This window comes from Halomicrococcus pelagicus (assembly GCF_050954125.1).
Genome location: NZ_JBPBWC010000003.1, coordinates 314,565 through 334,530, shown reverse-complemented (window position 1 = coordinate 334,530; position 19,966 = coordinate 314,565). Strand labels below are relative to the sequence as shown.

Below are 19,966 nucleotides of genomic sequence, written 5' to 3'. Positions count from 1 at the left end.
ATGTGGGGTTCCCGGAAGAACGGGGACAAGCAGTCGGTCGTCTGCATCGCCTGTGGGACCGCCGTTCGCCGCGACGCCGCGAGAGAGTACGACAAGGAGGGCAACCGCTGGGAGCGCAAGGACAAGACGTTCGAGCATCTCTGCAAGAACTGTCACCGAGACCTCTGTCACCAGCCCCGAGACGAACTCGAAGGCATCCTCGTCGAAATCGACGCCGGCACCGTCGACCGGCAGGAGTTCCTGGCCCGGTACGAGACCACGGTCAGGGACCGGTACGGGCCGCTCGAAGAGGAAGGCTGACCGTCGAGCCGACCGGGACCAGCGGCTGACCAGTCGATACGCCTAACTGCCCGACTCTCCTACGTCTCGCCATGACCAGCGACGCACAGGCCGAGGCCGGAACGGCCGAAGGCCAGGGCCCCGTCAAGATATCTCCCGAAATCGCGGAGCAACTCGAAGAGCACCGCGAGGAACTGTTCGAGAAGTTCGACATCCGCGACGAGTTCCCCCAGGAGGTCATGACCGAGGCCGAGAAACGAACCGAGGACATCCAGTCCGAGATACAGGAGGAGGTCGACGAGCGCCGCGACCTCCGGGACATGACGACGTGGACCACCGACCCCGTCGACGCTCAGGACTTCGACGACGCGCTCTCGGTCGAGGAGCGCGAGGACGAGTACGTCCTCTGGGTCCACATCGCCGACGTGACCCACTACGTCACGCCCGACACCAACATGTGGGAGGAGGCGGTCGAACGCGCCAACACGGTGTACCTGCCCGCCTACACCATCCACATGCTCCCGCCGATGCTGGCGGAGACCGTCTGCTCGCTCGTCCCTGACGAGGACCGCCTCGCCCACACCGTCGAGATGCACCTCGACAAGGAGACGCTGGGCTACGAGGAGATAGACATCTACAAGTCCGTCATCCGTAGCGACGAACGGCTCACCTACACGCAGGCCGAGAACCGCATCGACGACGAGGGCGCGCCGCTGCACGAGGAGAACCAGCTCGCGTTCGAACTCGCCGACCAGATGCACGAACAGCGCAAGGAGGACGGCAGCCTCGTTCTCAACCCGCGCCGGGACCGCGCCCACACCATCATCGAGGAGTCGATGCTGAAGGCGAACAAGGCGGTCACGCACGAACTCATGTGGGACCGGGGCGTCTCTGCGATGTACCGCGTCCACCCCCAGCCGACGCCGGACGAGTGGAACGAGGCGCTCCAGGAGATACAGGACCTGGACGGCGTCTCCATCCCCGGGAGCGCGTGGGACGACCCCCGGAAGGCCGTCAACGCCACGCTCGAAGAAGCGCCGAGCCGCCAGCTCGACAAGATTCAGTGGGCGGTGATGAAGGTGATGCCGCGCGCGAAGTACATGAACGACCCCTTCGGCGGTCACCACGCGCTCAACTTCGAGATATACGGCCACTTCACGAGCCCCATCCGTCGTCTCAGCGACCTCATCAACCACTGGATAGTCTACACGAACGACGTGCCCGAGGACCTCGTGGCGCTCTGTGATCGCGCCAGCGACAAGCAGGCCGACGCCGAGGCCTGCGAGCGCGAGTACAAGCAGTTCCTCGAAGAAGTCGGTCTCGACGCCGCCGCGGTCAACAACCGCGGTATCGAGGTCGTCGAGGAGGACTAGAGTTCCTTCTCGCGGACGTACTCGTCGAAGGTCGCGGCGAACAGGTCCTGTTCGCGCTCCTCGACCACCGCGTACCCACGTTTCTCGTAGAAGGCGTTGCCGACGTCGTTGCCGGCCATGACCGCCAGCCGGAGGCGGTCGACCCCCTCTTCGCGGAGCCAGCCTTCGATCCGGTCGAGCAGGACGGTGCCGACGCCGTCGCCCCACCGGTCCGGCGCGACGTAGATGCGCGCGAGCCACGCCGGTTCCCCCTCGTCGCCGAGGACGGCCTGCGCGAAGCCGGCGACGTCGTCGTCCGCGCACGCCACCAGGAACCGACCGTCGTCTCGCGTCACCGACTCCGCGAGGCTGTCCACGTCGTACCATTCGTCTAGCGCGCTCTCGACGGCGTCCGTACCGATGACGTCGTCGTGGGCGGCGTGCCACGACTCGCGCGTGACGCGCCGGATGTCCGCGACGTCGTCGGCCGTCGCCGAGCGGACGGTCGGGTCGTCCATGCGCGTTACTCGTGTGACGGGCGACAAATAGGTTCCGCGAGCGGAGGATTGAGTACCCAACGCCGCCAACGCCGACCGTGCCCCAGTTCCCGGACCCGGATTCGCGCAACGTCCTCGAACCCGACTGCTCGCGCTGTCCCGAACTCGTCGAGTGCCGCAACCGCATCGCGTGGGGGAACGGCTCGCTCGACGCCGACGTGATGGTCGTCGGCGAGGCCCCGGCGTTCGGCGACGGGCCGCGCTCGACGGAAACGGCGAGCGGCGACCAGCCGCGAGCAGGCGACGCCGACGCCGACCGCTGGCGCGGCGGCAACTGGACGGGGATGGCCTACACCTCGCGCCACTCCTGGCGGCGCGTCCGGGAACTGTTCGAGGCGGCCGGCTACGGTCCTGACGACCTCTACGTGACGAACGCGGTGAAGTGCTTCCCGGAAGGGGAGGACGGGAGCAACCGCGAACCCCGGTCAGAAGAGCGGGCGAACTGCTTCGAACACCTGCGGACCGAGATCGCGCAGGTCGAGCCGAGCGTCGTGGCGACGACCGGCAAGCACGCGACGACGGCGCTGCTGGAGTTCGAGTCGATACCCATGGACGGATTCCTCGCGCACGTGCTCGACCCCGTCGACTGCGAGCGACTGGGTGTGACGGCGCTGCCGCTACTCCACCCCTCCTACGAGAACGTCTGGCGAGCGCGGCTGGGGTACGACCGCGAGGGGTACGTCGCCGCGGTCGCGTCACAGCTCGATGCGCACGTCTGACTACTCGTCCACCGGAGTGACGCCGGACTCGGCCGTCTCGTCGACCTCACCTACGTAGACGTGACCGTCGCTGTGGACGGTTACGCGATGACCGAGATACGTGAAGACGACGTGACCGCTCGTCCGGGGCCGACCGTCGAGACGCGGGCCGAACAGCGCGTCGAGCGCGTCCGGGTCGACCACGTCGTACAGCTGTGGGCGGATTTCGCCGACGTCAGTGTCTTCGTGGGCCGCGAGGGCGTTGACGACGGCCGTACTGGGCCGCTCGCCGTCACTGCGGCTATAGGACGTACGAGACATTTCGACGGTGGATAGAACGGAACCCCGGTGAATAAGGATATTGGCAGAGTCGCCCGTCCGTCCGGTAGCACCGTCGCCAGCGATGGACCCGGTACTACTCGTCGGCGGTGTCGTCGCCGAAGTGGTCGAACGGCTGGATGTGTTCGTTCTTCACCAGCTTCTGGGTGACGATGTCGAGACCGAGGGCGTCGATGTCCCCGCCGATGACGGTCACGTCGTCGCGGTCGGTCGCGACCGCCTCGACGTGGACGTTCTCGACGCCAGTCATTATCTCTTTGACGTCCACCACGCCGTCGATCTGGAGCGCCCGTTCGGAGAGTTCGGAGCGCTCCGGAATCGGCGCGGTACAGACGAACAGAACCCGAAGCGGAAACCCCGCGTCGTGATAGTCGATTCGCGGATGGTAGCCGTCGATGATCCCGTCCTCTTCGAGTTGCTGGATGCGATTGCCGACGGTGCTCGCCGACACGCCGACCGCATCCCCCATCTCCGTCGTGGTCGTATTTCTGGCGTCACGCTGCAGTAGGTGCAAAATGCCTGCGTCCACGTCGTCAAGCCTGTCAGAGGGCATGGTTAGTTACTACCAGACAGTGGGCCATCGAGCGGTTTCAAACTGTGGGCCGGCGAGAAGTTCGATCCGCGACCCACAGGGGAACTCCGAGCGCCCGAGACGACAAACTTTCGTAGGAGGCGTGGCCGAAACCCGGTGAGAGGCCAGCTCACCACCAGAGCCTCCGGCGACGTCGGACGGTCGGTCGGGTACACCCGGGCACCGGGCGTGGTTCAGCCAAGGCGTCACACGCCCTTTGTTATACCTCGGCTAACCGCGGGCGGGCGAGCGAAAACAGTGTGTAACGGTCCCGTTCGTCGACCGCGCTCATTCCGCGCACGTGGCAGCGTTCGACGCTCACGCGCCGGGTCGGTCGTGAAACGGTCAACTCGCGAGAAGTTCCGGCGTCGTCCGACCGCCGTCCGTTCCGCGGCGTCGAGACGCCACCGAACGGGTGCCATCGAGCGACCGACCGCAACAGAAGACGGGGATACGCGCCAGGTCAGAAACGCCAGACGTTCGCGAGGAACAGCGAATCCATCGGCCGACATCCGCTGAAGCGAGAACGTGGGCCCGCAGGGACGTCAGCGCAACCGGTCGCCCGCGACGGAAAACGCCGGAGCAGGCGGCACGTCACTCACCGGAGGCAGTCCATTCGGCGAAATCGCGGGGGCTTCCGAGCCCGGTAGCCCATGTAGTAGCGATTGTGACGTCGGAGAGCGAGACCGACTGACCGACGGTAAAGACGACCCACCCTCGCTCTTCCGAGCCCGGTTCGTAGACGTACAATGTGCTCGGCGAGTACAGCGAGTCGACGGTACCGTCGTCCAGTTCGGCTCCATAGGGGGAAGTCGTAGGTGTCCGAGCGCGTTCCCGACGGGAGTTCCACGGTGAAATCCTCGGGGAATCCGACGCTGTCGTCCGTCCCGGTGTATCGGCTTATGACTTCGAAGACGAGGAACTTCCGACCACCGTTCGGCGTCGCGGTGTGCGTCTCGTTGTCTTCCCTGTATCTGATGCCGTCCGTGAACTGAACATTCTGGACGGTTACTTCGAGACCGCCAGGTGTCGTCCACGTGTCCCCGAAAGCGTTGGTCGGGGGTTCGATCGTCGCCTCGGTGATGGTCTCCGTTCCGAAGTCCGCACGGAACGACCCGTCGTCGACCACTCTGACGGTGACCGTTTGCGTGGCCGATTCGCCGCCGTCGAGCGTCGCCGAAACGGTCGTGGACCCGGAAAGGACGGTGGCACCGCTGAACGAGAAGGTTGACTCGTACTTTCCGGCGCGTCCCCCTGCGTTCGTCACGGTCACTTCGTACGTGTACTGGCGATGCTGGACGATATTCCCGTCGGGGGCAGTGACGTCCGTGTCGAACGAGACCACGTGGCTGGAAGCGGTCGAGAGCTCCCATGCAACCGTATCTACGTCCTCTCCCTCCAGATTCGGTGCGGCAAGCGTCGGATCGCTAATATCGGCCGGCGCTTCGAAGGCGACCAGACCCTCCGTGATCTTCCCCGGTTTCAGCGAACGGGGGGCCTGGTACGCCGACCCCGAGATCGGCTGCTCGTACGACCGCTCGTCGCTACCGTAACTGAAACCGCCCAGTTCGAGCGCCCCGTATCGGATTCCGCTGCCATCTTCGACTATGAAGTCGGTCTGCGCTGGCGGGTCGACCGACTCGGTGCCGTTGTTCCTGACCTTCAGCCGGGTGAGGAAGTACTGCTTTCCGTCACCGGATTGCTTGCGGGTGTCACCGTACACGATCTGGTCGGTGACGACGAAGTCGGACAGAGTGAGACGAAGGTCGTTTCGCGCGGTGATCGTCGTCCCCGCGTCGTCGGTCGGAGTCGGGGCCGTCGAGGTCTCGGTAGTGGTCGACTGCGTGCCGTCGGTACCGCTCGTTCGCGGTTCCGGCTGAGTTTCGCCCGTCGACCTGCCGCTACTCGAACATCCGGCCAGAGAAGCGACGCCAGCGACACCGATTGAGCGTAGAAGCGTTCGCCGATGCATACACCGGTGGTAGAAAGCACTATTTATAAAATATCTTATGATGAGTCGTTAGTTATATGATTCTCGGAAGCGGTATTCCGAAGCCAATATACAGCCCTCCTTCTCGACGCGTTGGGGAGGTCGAAAGGCGAAGAGTCAGTCACCCCTGTTATGAGCGTGTTCTGCTAAGCCCTCGTTGGCCGACAGAGTCGTGTCGAACTGACTCCGAGAAGAGCGAGTCAGTTCCGCCATTCGTTGGCTAGCAGGCCGTACAGTACGGTGTCGACGTACTCGCCGTCGACGAAGACGTGTTGACGCTGGCGGCCCTCCTCCCGAAATCCGAGCGTTTCGAGGAGTGCCCGCGAGGCGTCGTTGGTCTCGTGCGCTCCCGCGACGAGTCGGTGACACCGGCGCTCGTCGAAAGCGTACTCGACGGCGAGTTCGGTCGCCTCAGTACCGTAGCCGTTACCCTGGTGGTCCGGGGCAACCCAGTAGGCTAATTCGGCCCGTCCCGACGACTCGTCCCAGTCGAACAGCGCGACGAATCCGACGGGGTCGCCGTCGACGCAGGCGAGGAGATTGACCGCATTCGCCATGTACCCCTCGAAGTCCGGGTCCAGCTTCTCGCGGTTCTGCGGATGAACGCGACCCAACGACCGGCGGACATCGGGGCGGTTGCGATGTTCGTGAAGGAACGGGAGGTCTTCGCGTTCGAGGGTACGCAAGGAAACGGTTTCGCCGCTGACGAAGACGGGGCCTGGCGTACGGCAATCGTTTCACGCTATTTATAAATGCGTTCCGAAGTTCGACACTGCTGATACAATCCTGCTCGCCATTCGCTCGCTCGCAAAAAAGCTCGTTCGCGTATGGACTCGCGGGGATTTGAACCCCGGGCCTCTTCCTTGCGAAGGAAGCGATCTACCGCTGATCTACGAGCCCTCGCATGTTCATACCGGCTGGCGATTATTAGTACCTTGTGTTTCGGTACGGAGCAGGTGAAGCCGTCCCGCGACGAGGCCGAGTGCGAGACCGGCGAAGTGCGCGACGAGCGCGACGCCCGGGGCGGCCGTGGTGAGCGTCACGACCAGCGCGAGGCCGGCGACGAGCGCGACCTGGACGCCGCGCGAGAGCTGTAGCCGTCCGACCACGGCCCGGGTCACCGGGTTCGCGGCGAGCAGGTAGCCGAAGAGGCCGAACACCGCGCCGCTGGCACCGAGGACGGCCGTCGGGGGGCCGAAGAGGCCGCCGATCCACACCTGCGCGACGCCGGCCGCCATCCCGATCGAGAGGAAAAAGAGGTGAAAGCGGACGGTCGTCGTGACGCGCTCGACGAGCAGGCCGACGAACAACAGGGCGACGGCGTTCGACACCAGGTGCGGCAGGTTCGCGTGGGCGTAGACACTCAGCGGAAGGGTCCAGGGCCGCACCGCGAGCGGCGGTGCGAGCGCGAACAGGCCGACCGCTGCGGCCGGCGCGACGAGCCGGACGCCCGACTGCACGGCGAACACGACGACGAAGACGGTCAGCGTCTGGATCGTCGGACTGCGGGACGCACACATACACCCGAGTTGTCGTCGAGTCGGCAAAAAGGTCGTGACGGACGGCGTGCCGAGCGGGTGGGGTCGCCGCGGCTCGCGGCGCGAACGCGACAGCCACGGCTGGAAGTCGGAAAGAAAGGGAGAGAAGTTGGGGAGTTAGTCCTCGAGGACGATTTCGATGCTGACGTCGTTGGGAACCTGGATGCGCATCAGCTGCCGCAGCGCCCGTTCGTCGGCGTCGAGGTCGATGAGGCGCTTGTGGACGCGCATCTCCCAGTGCTCCCACGTCGCGGTCCCCTCACCGTCGGGGGACTTGCGGGTGGGAACCTCCAGCGTCTTCGTCGGGAGCGGAATCGGTCCGCTCAGGGAGACGCCGGTTTTCTCGGCGATTTCGCGAACGTCGTCGCAGATGTCGTCGAGGTCCGACGGGTTGGCACCTGCGAGACGGACTCGTGCCTGCTGCATCGTTTAGTTCTCGTTGACTTCGAGGACGCGACCGGCGGCGATGGTCTGGCCCATGTCGCGGATCGCGAAGCTGCCGAGCTCGGGAATTTCGCTGGACGGCTCGATGGAGAGCGGCTTCTGGGGGCGCACCGTGACGACGGCGGCGTCGCCGCTCTGGATGAAGTCCGGATTCTCCTCCTCGACTTCGCCGGAGGAGGGGTCGATTTTCTGGTCGATGGACTCGATGGTACAGGCGACCTGCGCCGTGTGGGCGTGGAAGACCGGCGTGTAGCCGGCCGTGATGACGCTGGGGTGCTGCATCACGACAATCTGGGCCGTGAACGTGTCGGCGACCGACGGCGGGTCGTCGGCGGGGCCACAGACGTCACCGCGGCGGATGTCGTCCTTGCCGATGCCGCGGACGTTGAACCCGACGTTGTCGCCGGGGCCGGCCTCCGGGACTTCCTCGTGGTGCATCTCGATGGTCTTGACCTCGCCGCCCACGTCGCTGGGCTGGAAGCTGACGTTGTCGCCCGTGTTCAGCATCCCCGTCTCGACGCGTCCGACCGGGACAGTACCGATGCCCGAAATCGTGTACACGTCCTGGATGGGGAGGCGAAGGTCGGCCTCCGTCGGCGGCTCGGGAGCCTCGAGACCGTTGAGGGCGTCGAGAAGGATCTCGCCGTCGTACCAGTCGGTCTGGTCGGACTTCTCGGCGATGTTGTCGCCCTCGAACGCCGAAATCGGGATGAACGAGGCGTCCTCGGTGTTGAACTGCACCTGCTTGAGCAGGTCCTGGACCTCGGAGACGACCTGCTTGTAGGTGTCTTCCTTGTAGTCGACGACGTCCATCTTGTTGACGGCGACGATGAGCTCGTTGATACCGAGCGTGCGGGCCAGGAACACGTGCTCCTGGGTCTGGGGTGCGACGCCGTCGTCGGCGGCGACCACGAGCACGGCGTTGTCGGCCTGGGACGCGCCCGTGATCATGTTCTTCACGAAGTCGCGGTGGCCCGGACAGTCGACGATGGTGAAGTAGTACTCGTCGGTGTCGAACTCCTGGTGGGCGATGTCGATGGTGACACCACGCTCGCGCTCTTCGGCGAGGTTGTCCATCACGTAGGCGAACTCGAAGCCGCCCTTGCCCTTCTCTTCGGCCTCTTCTTTGTGCTGTTCGATGACGTGCTCGGGTACGTTCCCCGTCTCGTAGAGGAGACGCCCGACCAGCGTACTCTTACCGTGGTCGACGTGGCCGATAATGGCCAGATTCTGGTGCGGTTTGTCTTCGCTCATTATTATCTCACGCGCAGACGCGCTCTGTCGGAATGATTTGGCAGAAGCGGTTAAAACCATTTCGATACGCTATGCAGTCCATCTCCGTGCCGTCTGGCGGTTGTTGCCAACGATTGGCACGGTTCACATCTCGATTGAAGTGGCGAAACCGCCGCTTTACGACCTCCGTTCGAGGTGATTCACGTCCGCGAGGACTGCGGTCGCCGTCTCCGGACCACCCGCACCGCGGCCGCTCAGGTTCAGTCGGCCGCCGCGACGCGTCTCGAACTGGACGATGTTGCGCGTGCCCGAGACGGCCAGCGTCCCGTGCTCCGGGACGAGGCGCGGACCGACCCGAACGCCGTCGTCGACTTCGCCGACGAGTCGAACGGTCCGACCGTCCTCGGCGGCGAGGTCGAGCGCGCTCCCCGGAAGGTCCTGGATGCCGGCGACCGTCGCGTCCTCCAGGGAGTACCCGCCGGACGTGAGCACGTTCGCGAGGATGACGCACTTCAGCGCCGCGTCCGTGCCGTCGACGTCGAAGGTGGGGTCGGCCTCCGCGACGCCGAGGTCCTGGGCCTCCGCGAGCACGTGCTCGTAACTCAGTCCTTCCGCAGCCATCCGCGAGAGGATGAAGTTCGCGGTCCCGTTGAGCACGCCTCGAACCGCGGTGACGTTCTCCGGACCGCGCGCGTCGATGGTGGAGAGCACCGGAATCGCGCCGCCGACGGTCGCCTCGAACCGGACGCGGCCGGCGCTGTCGCGTTCGAGCGCGCGCAGGTCGTCGTAGCGCTCCGCCACCGGACCTTTGTTCGCCAGCACGACGTGACGGTCGGCTTCCAGCGCGGCGCGGACGTGGTCGAAGCCTGGCTGGGCGTCGCCCAGCGTCGTCGGCGTCGCCTCGACCAGCGCGTCGTACTCCCCGGCGAGCGCGTCGTCGGGCGCGGCGGGACCGACGCTGCCCTCCTCGTCCTTGCGCGCGAACGCGCGCTCGACGTCCACTCCCTCGGAGTCGACGACCGCGCCGGTCGAATCGGCGAGCGCCGTGACCGCGTGGCCGTACTCGTTCGCGAGTTCGGCGACCGAGCGCCCGACCGCGCCGGCACCGAGTACGGCGAGTCTCACGCCTCGACCTCCGTGAGCGGTTCGACGAGACACAGTTCCTTCTCGGCCGCGACCGACCGGAGCGACGCCAGCACGTCGTCGACGCGGTCGGACGCCGTGGCGAGTCGGAGGCGCGCGCTCGCGGGTTCGCCCGCGGGAGCCGAGATGGACAGGTCGACCACCGACGCGCCCGTCTCGTCCTCGATGCGCGCGACGGTCCCGGAGACGTCCGCCTCGAGGACCGCGCCCGTCAGCAGCACGGTCACCTCCTCGTCGTAGCGTTCCGCGCCGGCTCTGGTGACGTTGACGCTGGCGTCCCGGAGCGCGGAGACGATGGCGTCGAACCGGTCGGGCGGACACTCCAGATCCACCTCGACCGGGATGTGGCCCCGCGGCGTGAGCGACCCGCGCTCGTGGAACACGGAGAGGAGGTTCCCGCCGCGAGCCGCGATAGGTTCGAGGGCAGCCAGCAGTTCGCCAGGTTCGTCCGCGAGTTCCAGGCGGACGGTGTACGCCTGCACGGATCCGTCGCCGTGGTCAGTCATGATGGAACGATTCCGGGTCGGGCGGGTATAAGTGTTCACCCGAGCGCAACATTGTCCGCTGGACGGCACGTGGCCGACGATTCGTCCGCGGCCCGCCGTCGGACGCCCGGTAGGAATCCGGTAAACGGCGGCCACGCACTACGCCAACTGTTAGCACTGAACAACCTCGGGTACGCGCGGCCATCTCGCGGCGTTAGTCGGCGCGTAGTAATACCACTGGACGGAGCACGTGGAAGCAGGTGACAGCATGACAGTCGACGACCCCACCGAAACGACCGGACGGAGCGACGACCGCGCAGACCACGTCTGTGCGTTCTGTCAGACGGTGTTCGACAGCAGCGAGCGCGTCTGCCCGTCCTGCGACGCCAAAATAGTTCTGCGCGGCGAGCGCTGACCCGGAACGCGTCGGTCGGCACTCCGCCGTCGAGAGAAAGAATCGAAGAGGAGAGACTACGCGAGCGTCAGATGTAGTCGACCGCTTCGGGCAGTTCGAGCTTCATGCCCTTGCGCTCGCGGATGTCCATGATCTGTTCTCGCTGCAGGTTGTCGGCCATGACGCGGAAGCCGGCGTTCTCCGTGTTCCAGGAGGCCCGACCCTCGGTCGCGCTCCGGATGTCGGACGCGAATCCGATCATCTCCTCGACGGGTGCGATACCCTCGACGACCATGAGGTCGCCTTCCTGGTACATGTCGTCGACGCGACCACGGCGGCCCTGAATCTCGCCGGACGCCGCGCCCATGTGCTCGTTCGGCACGTCGATGCGCACGTCCTGGATGGGTTCGAGCAGTTTGACCTCGCCCTGGACCAGCGCGCTGTGGACGGCGTGGCGGACGGCGGGGATGACCTGCGCCGGACCGCGGTGGATAGTGTCCTCGTGGAGCCGGGCGTCCTCGAGCCGGATGAGGGTGCCCTCGACGGGCTCGCCGGCCAGCGGCCCCTCGTCGAGCGCCTCTTCGAGACCCTCGACGACGAGTTCCATCGTCTCGTTCAGGTGCTGGATACCCTTCGTGTCGTCGATGAGGATGTTCGTACCGTGAATCTCCTCGACGTTCTGGCTCGTGTCCTTGTCCATGCCCGCCTCCTGCAGTTCCTCGCGGCGGTCCTGCTCGGGCATGTCCATCGACACGTCGCCGAGCTTGATCTTCTCGACGATCTCCTGCTCGAGCGGCTCGGCGGTCAGGTAGAACCGGTTGTGGCGGTTCGGCGAGATGCCTTCGACCGTGTCGGTAGCGTGCTGGATGGACTCGCGGAACACGACGATGGGTTCGCCGGTCGTCACCGGGATACCCTGGTTGCGCTCGATGCGCTGGGTGATGACCTCCAGGTGAAGCTCACCCTGGCCGGAGATGAGGTGTTCGCCGGTGTCCTCGTTGATCTCGATCTGGATGGTCGGGTCCTCTTTGGACACCTGACGGAGCGTCTCGATGAGCTTCGGCAGGTCGTCCATGTTCTTCGCCTCGACGGACTTCGTGATGACCGGCTCGGAGATGTGTTCGATGGACTCGAACGGGGTCATCTCCACGCTGGACACCGTGGAGCCGGCGATGGCGTCCTTCAGGCCGGTGACTGCCGCGATGTTACCCGCGGGGACGCGCTCGACCTCCTCGCGCTCGCCACCCATGTAGATGCCGACGCTCTGGAGTCGGTTCTTCCCGGCAGTGCCGGAGACGTACAGCTCCTGGCCCTTCTCCAGCGTGCCGGAGAAGACGCGTCCGGCGGCGATTTCGCCGGCGTGGGGGTCGATGCCGATGTCGGTGACCATCAGGACGACCTCGCCGTCCTTGTTCACCAGCTGCATGTCCTCGGCGAGTTGGGTGTCGGCGTCGCCGCGCCAGATGTTCGGGATGCGCTCGGGCTGAGCGTCGACGGGGTTGGGGAAGTGCTCGGCGACCATGTCGAGCACGACGTTCGAGAGCGGCGACCGCTCTTTGAGTTCGTCGACGTTGTCGCCGCGGTTCATCTCGATGATGTCGCCGAAGTCGATGCCCGTGCGCTGCATCGACGGCATGCTGACCGCCCAGTTGTAGAGCGCCGACCCGAAGGCGACGGTCCCGTCCTCGACGGAGACCTTCCAGCCTTCCTCGTACTTCTCCTCGTTCATCCCGCGGATGAGCTCGTTGACGTCGCGGATGACGTCCATGAGCCGCTGTTGCATCTCCTCGGGACCTTCCTGGAGTTCGTTGATGAGACGGTCGACCTTGTTGATGAACAGGGTCGGCTTGACGCCCTCGCGGAGCGCCTGGCGCAGCACCGTCTCCGTCTGGGGCATCGTCCCCTCCACGGCGTCGACCACCACGAGCGCACCGTCGACGGCGCGCATCGCGCGCGTCACGTCACCGCCGAAGTCGACGTGTCCCGGCGTGTCGATGAGGTTGATGAGGTAGTCGGTGTCCTCGTACTCGTGCGTCATCGAGACGTTCGCGGCGTCGATGGTGATGCCGCGTTCCTGCTCGTCCTCCTCGGTGTCCATCGCGCGCTGTTCGCCCGCGGTCTCGGAGGAGATCATGCCGGCGCCGGCCAGCAGGTTGTCGGTGAGCGTCGTCTTGCCGTGGTCGATGTGCGCGGCGATGGCGATGTTGCGGATCTGCTCCGGCTTGTCCATCAGCCGTTCGCACTGTTCGACGATCTTCTTTCGTCTGCCCATATATGGCTACTCCTACCCGCACGAGGTTGAAAAGCATAGTGTTTCGCCGGAGCCGAAACCGCCGGGAAACGGTTCGTCTCTCTGTGAAACGGTCACACAGGGCACAAGAGTAATAGCCGCGGAGAGCCGACAACGACAGGCATGGACATCCGAGTGCATGGCCCCGCGCCCACGACGCCGTTTCTCGGGGCAGCCGACCTCCTGGAGACCGAATGCGACCTCGACCGGCCGGTCCACGTCAGGGTCCGCCAGGACCCCGACGAGCGCACGTGGACCGCCCACCCCGACGACCACCACGTCCTCAACATCTCCCAGCAGGCCGCGACCAGCGCGATGGCGCGCGAGCTCGCGCTTCACGAGTACGCCCACATGGCGCGCCACGAGCAGGCCCACCCCTCACACACCCAGTCGACCGAGGAGGCCCTCTTTCTCGCGCTGGCCGGTCGGTCGGTCGAGCGCCGCAAGCTCACCCACTGCTACCAGATCGCCAACCACATGAAGGACATCTACGCCGACGACATCACCCTCGACGTCGGCCCGAGCGACAAGCTCGTCGCCTTCCTCGAGTCCGAACTGGCCGCCGCGCTCGCTGACCGCGCCGACGACGCGCGCGGCCGCCGCACCACCGCAACCGCCGACCCGGAGATAACGGCGGTCAACGCCGCGTTCGCCCTCGCGCTGGTCGAGCGCCACGACCTCGCCGACCGCGACCACCGCCTCTACGACCTCGCGCACGCCGCGGCCGACGACGCCCCCGACGTCGACGTCCAGACGTTCAAGTACCGCTTCCGCGCGCTGGGCGACGACCCCGGCGAGAGCGAGTACCGGAAGGCCCTCGTCGACGCCACCCAGGAGTACGTCCTCGGGAGCGACGGGCAGGCAGCGGACTGACGCCGTCACTCCGGTTCGAAGACGGGGTGGCCGGCGAGGTAGACGCTCAGGGCACCGAGCGCGGTTCCCGCGACGACGTCCACTCCCCAGTGGATGCCGAGGTACATCGTCGAAACCGCGACGCTACCCGCGAGCGCCGTCGCGACGTACCACCACGCGCGGTAGACATCCCGTGTCCGGGCGGCGAGCAAACATACCGTGACCGACAGCGAGGTGTGGAGCGACGGGAAGACGTTGGTGTTGCTGTTCACCTCCGTCGTCAGCAGCTGGTACTGTGGATAGTTGACGTACAGCAGCGAATCGACCAGTTCGGGCATGAGGTTCCGGGGACCGTACGCGAGAAACAGGAGATAGCAGACGACCCCGACGCCGTAGTTGACGCCGTAGGCGACGACGGTCCGCCGTAGCGGCCCCGGGTCGTCGAGCGAGACGTAGGCGATCAGCGGAAAGACGAGCAGGAAGGCGTACCCGTACACGTAGACGAGCGAGAAGTACAGCGTGAGCGCCGGGGTGGCGAGCGTCGACTGGAGTTGGGCGACGAACGTCCCCTCTATGGCGTGGATGACGCCGGTGACGTTCCAGCCGAGTATCCACGAGAGCTCCGGGCCGAAGTCGCGAACGACGCTGTTGACCAGCAGGAGGACGACCAGCGCGACGAGCTGCGGGCCGACGGCACGGCCGCGACGCACGACCGACCGCGGCAAGCGACGCACGCGTTCCCACCCGACGAACACCGGGGTGGCGACGGCCACCGCTGCGAAGACGACGAGCATCACCCGGGCAATGACGTTGACGGCGATCATGTGATGGATTTCACCGACTGACCAGTTCTCCGCTGTCGCTGTACCGGTAGCCAGCCTTGCGGAACGCCTCCTTGGCTCGCTCGACGGCGAGGTCACCGTCCGAGCCGAAGAACGGCAACACCGGGTCCTCGCCTTCCCACACGAGGTCGGCGGCCGCGAAGTCAGTGACTTCGAGAGGGGTGGCGGCCGGCGTCGCGTAGCCGTCGAACACCTCGGCGACGATGGCCTCCTTGTCCAGGAGTCGGGCGACGTTTCGCCTGAACCGCGGATTTCCGAGCGGCGTCCGCTGGACGTTGAACCCGAGGTGGTAGAACGACCGCGACGTCTCGGCGACGAGGTTGACGTCGGCGCGGCGCGCTATCTCCGGGACGAGGCGCTGCGAGAGCGCCGACGCCGTAGCGTCCGCCTGCCCCGCGCCGAGGAGCTCGACCGCCGCGGAGTCGGACGGCGCGACCTGAACGGAGAGTTGCTCGAAGGCGGCCCCGAACGACGTTTCGCCGGGCCGGTCGGCGTGCAGGAAATGGTCGTCGAACCGCGAGAGGACGACCCGCTCTTCGGCCTCCTTCTCCTCGAACCGGAGCGGACCACTCCCCACCGGTTGTGGGTTGTTCCAGACGACGGCCTCCGTCGTCCGGTCGTCGAACCCGATACCCGCGACCGCCGCCTGGGCCGCCTTCGACTCCCACTCGCGCCGCGGCAGTATCGGTACGGTGAACACCCGCTCGGCGACCGTCCGCGACCCGGCCGCGACAGCGACCTCCACGGTGCGGTCGTTCACCGGCGTTACCCGGTCGACGAGCGAGACGCGCCCGCGGAACCGCGGAGCCGGCACTGGTCCCTCCTCGCGGCCGAGCGACGTGTCGGTGAGGAACTCGTACGTGAACGCCACGTCTTCGGCGGTGACCGGGGGACCGTCGTGCCATCGCGCGTCTTCGCGGAGATGCACCCGCGCCGTCAGGCCGTCGTGTTCGTCTCGGTCGAGCCACTCCCACCGCTCGGCGAGCCAGGGTTCGACGCCGCCGCCGTAGCGCCGCCCGAGGGAGTCGTACAGCAGGCCGGTGAACGTCCCGCGGCCGCGGAACTCGGCCGCTATCGGGTTCAGGTTCTTCGTCAGCCTGTCGTCGGTGACCACCACGGTGAGTCGGTCCCGTCCGTCCACGTCGTCGAGCGCGAGATAGCCGAGCGAGCGTCCGAGTCCGAATCGCTCCCACCCGACGAACCGGTCGGTCCGAACTCCCCAGATGTCGTCTGGGAAGGCGACGACCGCGAGCGGCTGGTGTCGAGCGACGCGGCGCTGGAGCGCCGCCAGTCGGTCGCTACGCTGACCGTCCTGGACCCGTCGCTGGGCGTCGAGGAGTTCGTCCACGTCGAGGTCGGTGAAGCCGAACGGGTTCTGCCAGCCCGGCTCCTCGGCGAAGCGGGAGTGGAGGAGCGGCCGCAAGAAGTCGGGGTCGTCGTAGCCCGGGTGACGGGCCACGTACAGGTCGAACGCGTTGTTGATGAGCACGTCGCGGAGGAGTTCCTGTTCGGTCATCGGGGTGACCGCCGCGTCGACGCCGACAGCTTGCAGGTGGTCCGTCACGGTGCGCGCGATGTGGGTCGCTCGCGGGTCGACGTCGGCGGGCACCGTCTTCACCTCCAGCTCCACCTGCTTCGAGGAAGTGCGGTTGGCGATGCTACGGAACTCCTGACAGCCGGCAGTCGCGACCGACGCCGCTCCAGCGATTCCGGCCAGTACCGACCGCCTGCGGCCCTGTATTCGGCGTTCGTCGTCTCCAAGCATGGTGCGGGGTAGCCGTCTGGCTACTCTCAGGCCGGTTTCAATCAGTACGGTATAGTCCTGACGACTTGTGTGGGCGGACTGGACGGCTTCCGGCGCGAGCCGGACGGGCGGAGGTGAGTCGTCCGTCCAGCGCCGGTATAGCCGTGGCTTGCAGCCAGCGAGAAACGAGAGGAGAGGGCCGAGTTAGCGTGCCGCGGCGGCGACGCGCTCTTTCTCTTCTTTCTGGTTGATGGCGTACGTCTGGACGTCGTAGTCGGCCGCGCCGATGAGCTGTTCGGCCAGCGCCTCCTCGGCGTCGGTCGGCGACTTGAACGAGGCGTTGTAGACGCCCTCGGCGAGGAACTTCAGGGCCTGGTCGACGCGGCGCTGGGGCGCGACGTCGACGGCCTTCGGGACGGAGATGCCACCGTACTTCAGGCGGACCGTCTCCTCGCGCGGTGCGGCGTTCTCGACGGCGGTGACCAGCACCTGCACCGGGTTCTCCTCGGTGCGGTCGTGGATGATGTCGAACGCCTCGCGCGTGATGCGCATCGTCTGCTGTTTCTTGCCCGTGTTCTCCTCGGTCTGCATCAGGCGGTTGACGAGGCGCTCGACGATGCTGACCTCGCTCTTCTGGAACTGCTTTCTGGCGTGACGGCCCATCGTGTGCGCGACGGGCGTGACGGAGATGTACCGCTCCGTGCTGGGGTCGCCGTACTCGATGTTCGTCACGTCCCACTTGCCGAACAGCTGTGCCACGGCGTCCTCGCCCTCGGTCCCGACGTGCTTGTCGGGTTCGGGTTGTTCGTCGGCAGACATGGTTATCGCACCGGCTTCTCCGCGTTACCGCGGACGAGTTCTTCGAGGCTCACGCCGTTGACCTTCACGACCTTGTAGTTAACGCCGGAGAGGTCGCCCATCGCGCGACCCTTCGCGCCGCCGATGCCCGCGATGGTGACCTCGTCGTGCTCGTCGATGAACGAGATGGCACCATCGCCGGGACAGAAGGCAGTGACCTGTTTGCCGTTCTTGATAAGCTGGACCCGGACGCACTTCCGGATGGCCGAGTTGGGCTGTTTGGCCTCGATGCCCACCTTCTCCAGGACGATACCTCGACCCTGCGGCGCGCCTTCGAGGGGGTCGGACTTCTCCCCGAGGCCGCGCTCGCGTCGGGCGTATTCGGAGTCGGACCACCGGTGTTTCTGGCGGTCCTTCTTCAGCTTGCGAGCTGCGTACTTGCCGTTCGCCATATGCAGTTGAGTTCCCGACGGAGCTACTTAAGCGTCCCCTTTCGTCGTCGTCGAAACGGACGCAGCGTCGCGTAACGGGGGCCGAGGAGGAATCTGAGGGCGTTTCAGCGCTCCGCCTCACTGATTTTCTGGCACGGTGAGAACCAGAGCGCCCCTGAGAATCGGTTTCGGTCCCGTCCGACGGTCGCGGACGACCGGCCCCCGCTACTCGTCGCCGGACCGCCCGAGCAGGTATCCAGCACCCGCGACGCCGGCCAGGCCGGCGAGCAGTCCCATCCCGGGCGGGCCGCCGCTGTCGGTGGTGCCCTCCGGAGCGTCCGACGTGTCGGCGAGGCCGCCGGACATCGACCCGGTCGTCGCCGTCGTCCCGTCCGGGCGGGACGTGCCGGCGACCACGGTCGCCGGGGTCGTCGACGGTCCGGGCGTGGTGCTCGTCGAGTCGGTGACGACGACGGTGCCCGTCATGCCGGCGACGTCGTGGGCGGGGCATCGGTACTCGTACGTGCCGGGAACGGCGAAGGTGTGTGCGTACCTGAACCCGCGGTCGAAGGTTTGCTCTTCGTCGCCCGGCGTCCCGCGCCAGTCGGCACCGTCGGGCTGGCTGTCGACGGCGATGCCGTGACCATTGGAGTACCAGACCCACTCCACGGTCGTCCCGGCCGGAACCGTCACCGTCTCGGGCGCGAAGACGAGCCGTCGGGGCCGACCCCGACGGTCGGGGCCGCCGAACCGCCGGCGTCGCCGCCCGCCGTCGTCCCGTCACCCCGCTCGACGACCCGGTACAGGTTGCCCTCGACGTCCGTGACGAACAGGTCGTCGTCGGTCACTGCCGCGAGGTATATCCGCGCGTCCGCGACGAACCGGCCGAGCGTGCTCGCGTCCTCGGTCGATACCACGTTCAGCGAACGCCTGTCCCGGAGGTAGAGCGCGTCGTCCGTGACCGCCATCGGCATGCCGTCCGTCCTCCTGGTCGACCACCGTTCCACCCCGGTCCTGGGGTCGAAGACGGTCAACTCGGCGGCCTGCCGGACCAGGTAGACGGCGTCCGGGGCGACCGCGAGCGAGCAGTACCCGTCGCTGGGCGCGACGTACCGCCACTGCTTCCCGCCCGAGTCCGCGTCGAGCACGGTCAGACGTCCGTCCTGGGAGATGTAGACGCGGCTGGCGTCGGCGTGGAGCGCGCTCGGTCGTCGGTCGACGTCCCGGACCCACCGCCGCTCGCCGCTGGCCGCGTCGAGGCCGTAAACCCTGTTCTCGCCGCTGGAGGCGTACACGCTCCCGTCGGCGACCGACGTCGTCCAGAGCTTCGGTACCGAGCGCTTCCACCGCACGTTCCCGTCGGCCGGGTCCAGGGCGTAGACGGTGCCGTCCTCGTCCGACTGACGGGGCAGGTAGTCGGTCGCCACCAGGTACACCGCCTCCGCGGTCGGCAGAACGACCGTGAACCGCGTCCCCGTCCGGAACGACCACTCCCGCTCCCCGTCGGCCGCGTCCAGCGCCCTGACCTGGCCCTGGGTGGTCGAGTAGACGGTGCCGTCGACGACCGCTGGCACTCCCCAGTCGTTGTCTCGCCGTGCTTCCACTTCACCGTCCCGTCCCGACGCCGCGCCGAGAGGGACCGCCCGCCGACGTAGACGACGTCGTCCACGACTGCGACGCCCGGATAACCGCCGACCGACACTCGCGTCGTCGCGCGCAGATCTGCCACCGGGGCGTCGACGTTCGCGTACCGCCTGCTTCCGACGTCGTGGCCCACCATCGGCCAGTCGCCGCGAGTCGACCCGACGGCCGTAGCGTTCGCCGTCGACACGTTCGCCGTCGACCCGACGGCACCGACCCCGACCGCCGCGCCGACGCACCGAAGAAATCGCCGTCGTCGCTGTTCGAACGTCATTGAGTCTCAGTATCACTGGGATTATTTAAAATATGTTATCTGTTCGCTCGGACGGTTCGGGGCGGTGCCGA

General features: G+C 66.6%; 23 protein-coding genes and 1 tRNA gene. 6 read left to right on the top strand and 18 right to left on the bottom strand.

All coding sequences use genetic code 11. The annotated features are described in order from the left end of the window. Window positions 1–300 (top strand): DUF7562 family protein, encoded by a 300-nt coding sequence (locus tag ACRYA2_RS09390; protein ID WP_113274987.1) that lies wholly within the window; start codon window positions 1–3, stop codon window positions 298–300. Window positions 301–371: 71 nt separating this feature from the next. Further along, a complete protein-coding gene (locus ACRYA2_RS09385; RefSeq protein ID WP_433626885.1) occupies window positions 372–1,652 on the top strand; it encodes a ribonuclease catalytic domain-containing protein in 1,281 nt (426 codons plus the stop codon). On the opposite strand, the gene ACRYA2_RS09380 is transcribed toward ACRYA2_RS09385, so the two are convergent. Then, complete coding sequence (locus tag ACRYA2_RS09380) at window positions 1,649–2,149, bottom strand: GNAT family N-acetyltransferase (RefSeq protein WP_433626883.1); 501 nt, start codon at window positions 2,147–2,149, stop codon at window positions 1,649–1,651. The two genes, ACRYA2_RS09385 and ACRYA2_RS09380, sit on opposite strands and share 4 nt — an antisense overlap. A gap of 77 nt (window positions 2,150–2,226) precedes the next feature. Here ACRYA2_RS09380 and ACRYA2_RS09375 point away from each other — a divergent pair, with 77 nt between their 5' ends. Then, entirely contained in the window at window positions 2,227–2,907 is a 681-nt protein-coding gene (locus tag ACRYA2_RS09375; protein WP_433626881.1) for a uracil-DNA glycosylase, read from the top strand. On the opposite strand, the gene ACRYA2_RS09370 is transcribed toward ACRYA2_RS09375, so the two are convergent. From ACRYA2_RS09370 to ACRYA2_RS09325, 10 genes are all read right to left on the bottom strand, one after another. Beyond that, on the bottom strand, window positions 2,908–3,207 hold the full coding sequence (locus ACRYA2_RS09370) for a HalOD1 output domain-containing protein (protein ID WP_433626879.1): 300 nt from the start codon (window positions 3,205–3,207) through the stop codon (window positions 2,908–2,910). A gap of 94 nt (window positions 3,208–3,301) precedes the next feature. Beyond that, a complete protein-coding gene (locus tag ACRYA2_RS09365; RefSeq protein WP_433626877.1) occupies window positions 3,302–3,778 on the bottom strand; it encodes an Lrp/AsnC family transcriptional regulator in 477 nt (158 codons plus the stop codon). A 616-nt stretch (window positions 3,779–4,394) separates the two neighbouring features. Next, window positions 4,395–5,768 carry a hypothetical protein gene (locus ACRYA2_RS09360; RefSeq protein WP_433626875.1) on the bottom strand — a complete coding sequence of 458 codons (1,374 nt, stop codon included), beginning with the start codon at window positions 5,766–5,768 and terminating at the stop codon, window positions 4,395–4,397. A 218-nt stretch (window positions 5,769–5,986) separates the two neighbouring features. Continuing rightward, window positions 5,987–6,472: a GNAT family N-acetyltransferase gene (locus ACRYA2_RS09355; RefSeq protein WP_433626872.1), complete on the bottom strand. Its 486-nt coding sequence runs from the start codon at window positions 6,470–6,472 to the stop codon at window positions 5,987–5,989. A 142-nt stretch (window positions 6,473–6,614) separates the two neighbouring features. Then, window positions 6,615–6,686 (bottom strand) — tRNA-Ala (locus ACRYA2_RS09350). An 8-nt stretch (window positions 6,687–6,694) separates the two neighbouring features. Further along, the gene (locus tag ACRYA2_RS09345) at window positions 6,695–7,306 is read right to left on the bottom strand and encodes a rhomboid family intramembrane serine protease (RefSeq protein ID WP_433626869.1); all 612 of its coding nucleotides are present in this window, start codon (window positions 7,304–7,306) and stop codon (window positions 6,695–6,697) included. 135 nt (window positions 7,307–7,441) lie between these two features. Further along, window positions 7,442–7,750, bottom strand: coding sequence for a 30S ribosomal protein S10 (gene rpsJ / locus ACRYA2_RS09340; RefSeq protein WP_113274978.1), 309 nt, complete (start codon window positions 7,748–7,750; stop codon window positions 7,442–7,444). 3 nt (window positions 7,751–7,753) lie between these two features. Then, window positions 7,754–9,022: a translation elongation factor EF-1 subunit alpha gene (gene tuf, locus ACRYA2_RS09335; protein WP_433626866.1), complete on the bottom strand. Its 1,269-nt coding sequence runs from the start codon at window positions 9,020–9,022 to the stop codon at window positions 7,754–7,756. A 156-nt stretch (window positions 9,023–9,178) separates the two neighbouring features. Further along, a complete protein-coding gene (locus tag ACRYA2_RS09330) occupies window positions 9,179–10,126 on the bottom strand; it encodes a homoserine dehydrogenase (RefSeq protein ID WP_433626863.1) in 948 nt (315 codons plus the stop codon). Further along, a complete protein-coding gene (locus tag ACRYA2_RS09325) occupies window positions 10,123–10,650 on the bottom strand; it encodes an amino acid-binding protein (protein WP_113274975.1) in 528 nt (175 codons plus the stop codon). Before ACRYA2_RS09325 ends, ACRYA2_RS09330 begins: the two co-directional genes overlap by 4 nt. A gap of 247 nt (window positions 10,651–10,897) precedes the next feature. Here ACRYA2_RS09325 and ACRYA2_RS09320 point away from each other — a divergent pair, with 247 nt between their 5' ends. Then, window positions 10,898–11,044: a hypothetical protein gene (locus tag ACRYA2_RS09320; protein WP_433626861.1), complete on the top strand. Its 147-nt coding sequence runs from the start codon at window positions 10,898–10,900 to the stop codon at window positions 11,042–11,044. A gap of 67 nt (window positions 11,045–11,111) precedes the next feature. Here the strand turns inward: ACRYA2_RS09320 and ACRYA2_RS09315 are convergent, their stop codons facing one another. Further along, a complete protein-coding gene (locus tag ACRYA2_RS09315) occupies window positions 11,112–13,295 on the bottom strand; it encodes an elongation factor EF-2 (RefSeq protein WP_433626858.1) in 2,184 nt (727 codons plus the stop codon). A gap of 141 nt (window positions 13,296–13,436) precedes the next feature. Between ACRYA2_RS09315 and ACRYA2_RS09310 the strand changes: the two genes are divergently transcribed. After that, window positions 13,437–14,186 carry a DUF5781 family protein gene (locus ACRYA2_RS09310; protein WP_433626856.1) on the top strand — a complete coding sequence of 250 codons (750 nt, stop codon included), beginning with the start codon at window positions 13,437–13,439 and terminating at the stop codon, window positions 14,184–14,186. A 5-nt stretch (window positions 14,187–14,191) separates the two neighbouring features. Here the strand turns inward: ACRYA2_RS09310 and ACRYA2_RS09305 are convergent, their stop codons facing one another. The 6 genes from ACRYA2_RS09305 to ACRYA2_RS09280 all read right to left on the bottom strand — a co-directional run bounded on the left by ACRYA2_RS09305 (window position 14,192) and on the right by ACRYA2_RS09280 (window position 19,584). After that, window positions 14,192–14,989 (bottom strand): phosphatase PAP2 family protein, encoded by a 798-nt coding sequence (locus tag ACRYA2_RS09305; protein WP_433626854.1) that lies wholly within the window; start codon window positions 14,987–14,989, stop codon window positions 14,192–14,194. A 10-nt stretch (window positions 14,990–14,999) separates the two neighbouring features. Further along, a complete protein-coding gene (locus ACRYA2_RS09300; protein ID WP_433626851.1) occupies window positions 15,000–16,772 on the bottom strand; it encodes an ABC transporter substrate-binding protein in 1,773 nt (590 codons plus the stop codon). A gap of 183 nt (window positions 16,773–16,955) precedes the next feature. Continuing rightward, complete coding sequence (locus ACRYA2_RS09295; protein WP_433626849.1) at window positions 16,956–17,570, bottom strand: 30S ribosomal protein S7; 615 nt, start codon at window positions 17,568–17,570, stop codon at window positions 16,956–16,958. Window positions 17,571–17,572: 2 nt separating this feature from the next. Further along, the gene (locus ACRYA2_RS09290) at window positions 17,573–18,001 is read right to left on the bottom strand and encodes a 30S ribosomal protein S12 (protein WP_113274971.1); all 429 of its coding nucleotides are present in this window, start codon (window positions 17,999–18,001) and stop codon (window positions 17,573–17,575) included. A 204-nt stretch (window positions 18,002–18,205) separates the two neighbouring features. Beyond that, a complete protein-coding gene (locus tag ACRYA2_RS09285; RefSeq protein WP_433626845.1) occupies window positions 18,206–18,673 on the bottom strand; it encodes a plastocyanin/azurin family copper-binding protein in 468 nt (155 codons plus the stop codon). Beyond that, window positions 18,670–19,584, bottom strand: a complete 915-nt coding sequence (locus ACRYA2_RS09280) for an outer membrane protein assembly factor BamB family protein (RefSeq protein WP_433626842.1) — start codon at window positions 19,582–19,584, stop codon at window positions 18,670–18,672. The genes ACRYA2_RS09285 and ACRYA2_RS09280 overlap by 4 nt, the downstream gene beginning before the upstream one ends. On the opposite strand from ACRYA2_RS09280, the gene ACRYA2_RS09275 reads away from it, so the two are divergent. Then, complete coding sequence (locus ACRYA2_RS09275) at window positions 19,575–19,898, top strand: hypothetical protein (RefSeq protein ID WP_433626840.1); 324 nt, start codon at window positions 19,575–19,577, stop codon at window positions 19,896–19,898. The two genes, ACRYA2_RS09280 and ACRYA2_RS09275, sit on opposite strands and share 10 nt — an antisense overlap. Window positions 19,899–19,966: the final 68 nt, after the last annotated feature.

Coding starts and splice junctions, on each gene's coding strand:
- ACRYA2_RS09295 (WP_433626849.1), bottom strand. CDS start 17,570: ATGTCTGCCGACGAACAACCCGAACCCGACAAGCACGTCGGGACCGAG.
- ACRYA2_RS09315 (WP_433626858.1), bottom strand. CDS start 13,295: ATGGGCAGACGAAAGAAGATCGTCGAACAGTGCGAACGGCTGATGGAC.
- ACRYA2_RS09385 (WP_433626885.1), top strand. CDS start 372: ATGACCAGCGACGCACAGGCCGAGGCCGGAACGGCCGAAGGCCAGGGC.
- tuf (WP_433626866.1), bottom strand. CDS start 9,022: ATGAGCGAAGACAAACCGCACCAGAATCTGGCCATTATCGGCCACGTC.
- ACRYA2_RS09380 (WP_433626883.1), bottom strand. CDS start 2,149: ATGGACGACCCGACCGTCCGCTCGGCGACGGCCGACGACGTCGCGGAC.
- ACRYA2_RS09360 (WP_433626875.1), bottom strand. CDS start 5,768: ATGCATCGGCGAACGCTTCTACGCTCAATCGGTGTCGCTGGCGTCGCT.
- ACRYA2_RS09345 (WP_433626869.1), bottom strand. CDS start 7,306: ATGTGTGCGTCCCGCAGTCCGACGATCCAGACGCTGACCGTCTTCGTC.
- ACRYA2_RS09320 (WP_433626861.1), top strand. CDS start 10,898: ATGACAGTCGACGACCCCACCGAAACGACCGGACGGAGCGACGACCGC.
- rpsJ (WP_113274978.1), bottom strand. CDS start 7,750: ATGCAGCAGGCACGAGTCCGTCTCGCAGGTGCCAACCCGTCGGACCTC.
- ACRYA2_RS09365 (WP_433626877.1), bottom strand. CDS start 3,778: ATGCCCTCTGACAGGCTTGACGACGTGGACGCAGGCATTTTGCACCTA.
- ACRYA2_RS09300 (WP_433626851.1), bottom strand. CDS start 16,772: ATGCTTGGAGACGACGAACGCCGAATACAGGGCCGCAGGCGGTCGGTA.
- ACRYA2_RS09305 (WP_433626854.1), bottom strand. CDS start 14,989: ATGATCGCCGTCAACGTCATTGCCCGGGTGATGCTCGTCGTCTTCGCA.
- ACRYA2_RS09370 (WP_433626879.1), bottom strand. CDS start 3,207: ATGTCTCGTACGTCCTATAGCCGCAGTGACGGCGAGCGGCCCAGTACG.
- ACRYA2_RS09290 (WP_113274971.1), bottom strand. CDS start 18,001: ATGGCGAACGGCAAGTACGCAGCTCGCAAGCTGAAGAAGGACCGCCAG.
- ACRYA2_RS09390 (WP_113274987.1), top strand. CDS start 1: ATGTGGGGTTCCCGGAAGAACGGGGACAAGCAGTCGGTCGTCTGCATC.
- ACRYA2_RS09325 (WP_113274975.1), bottom strand. CDS start 10,650: ATGACTGACCACGGCGACGGATCCGTGCAGGCGTACACCGTCCGCCTG.
- ACRYA2_RS09310 (WP_433626856.1), top strand. CDS start 13,437: ATGGACATCCGAGTGCATGGCCCCGCGCCCACGACGCCGTTTCTCGGG.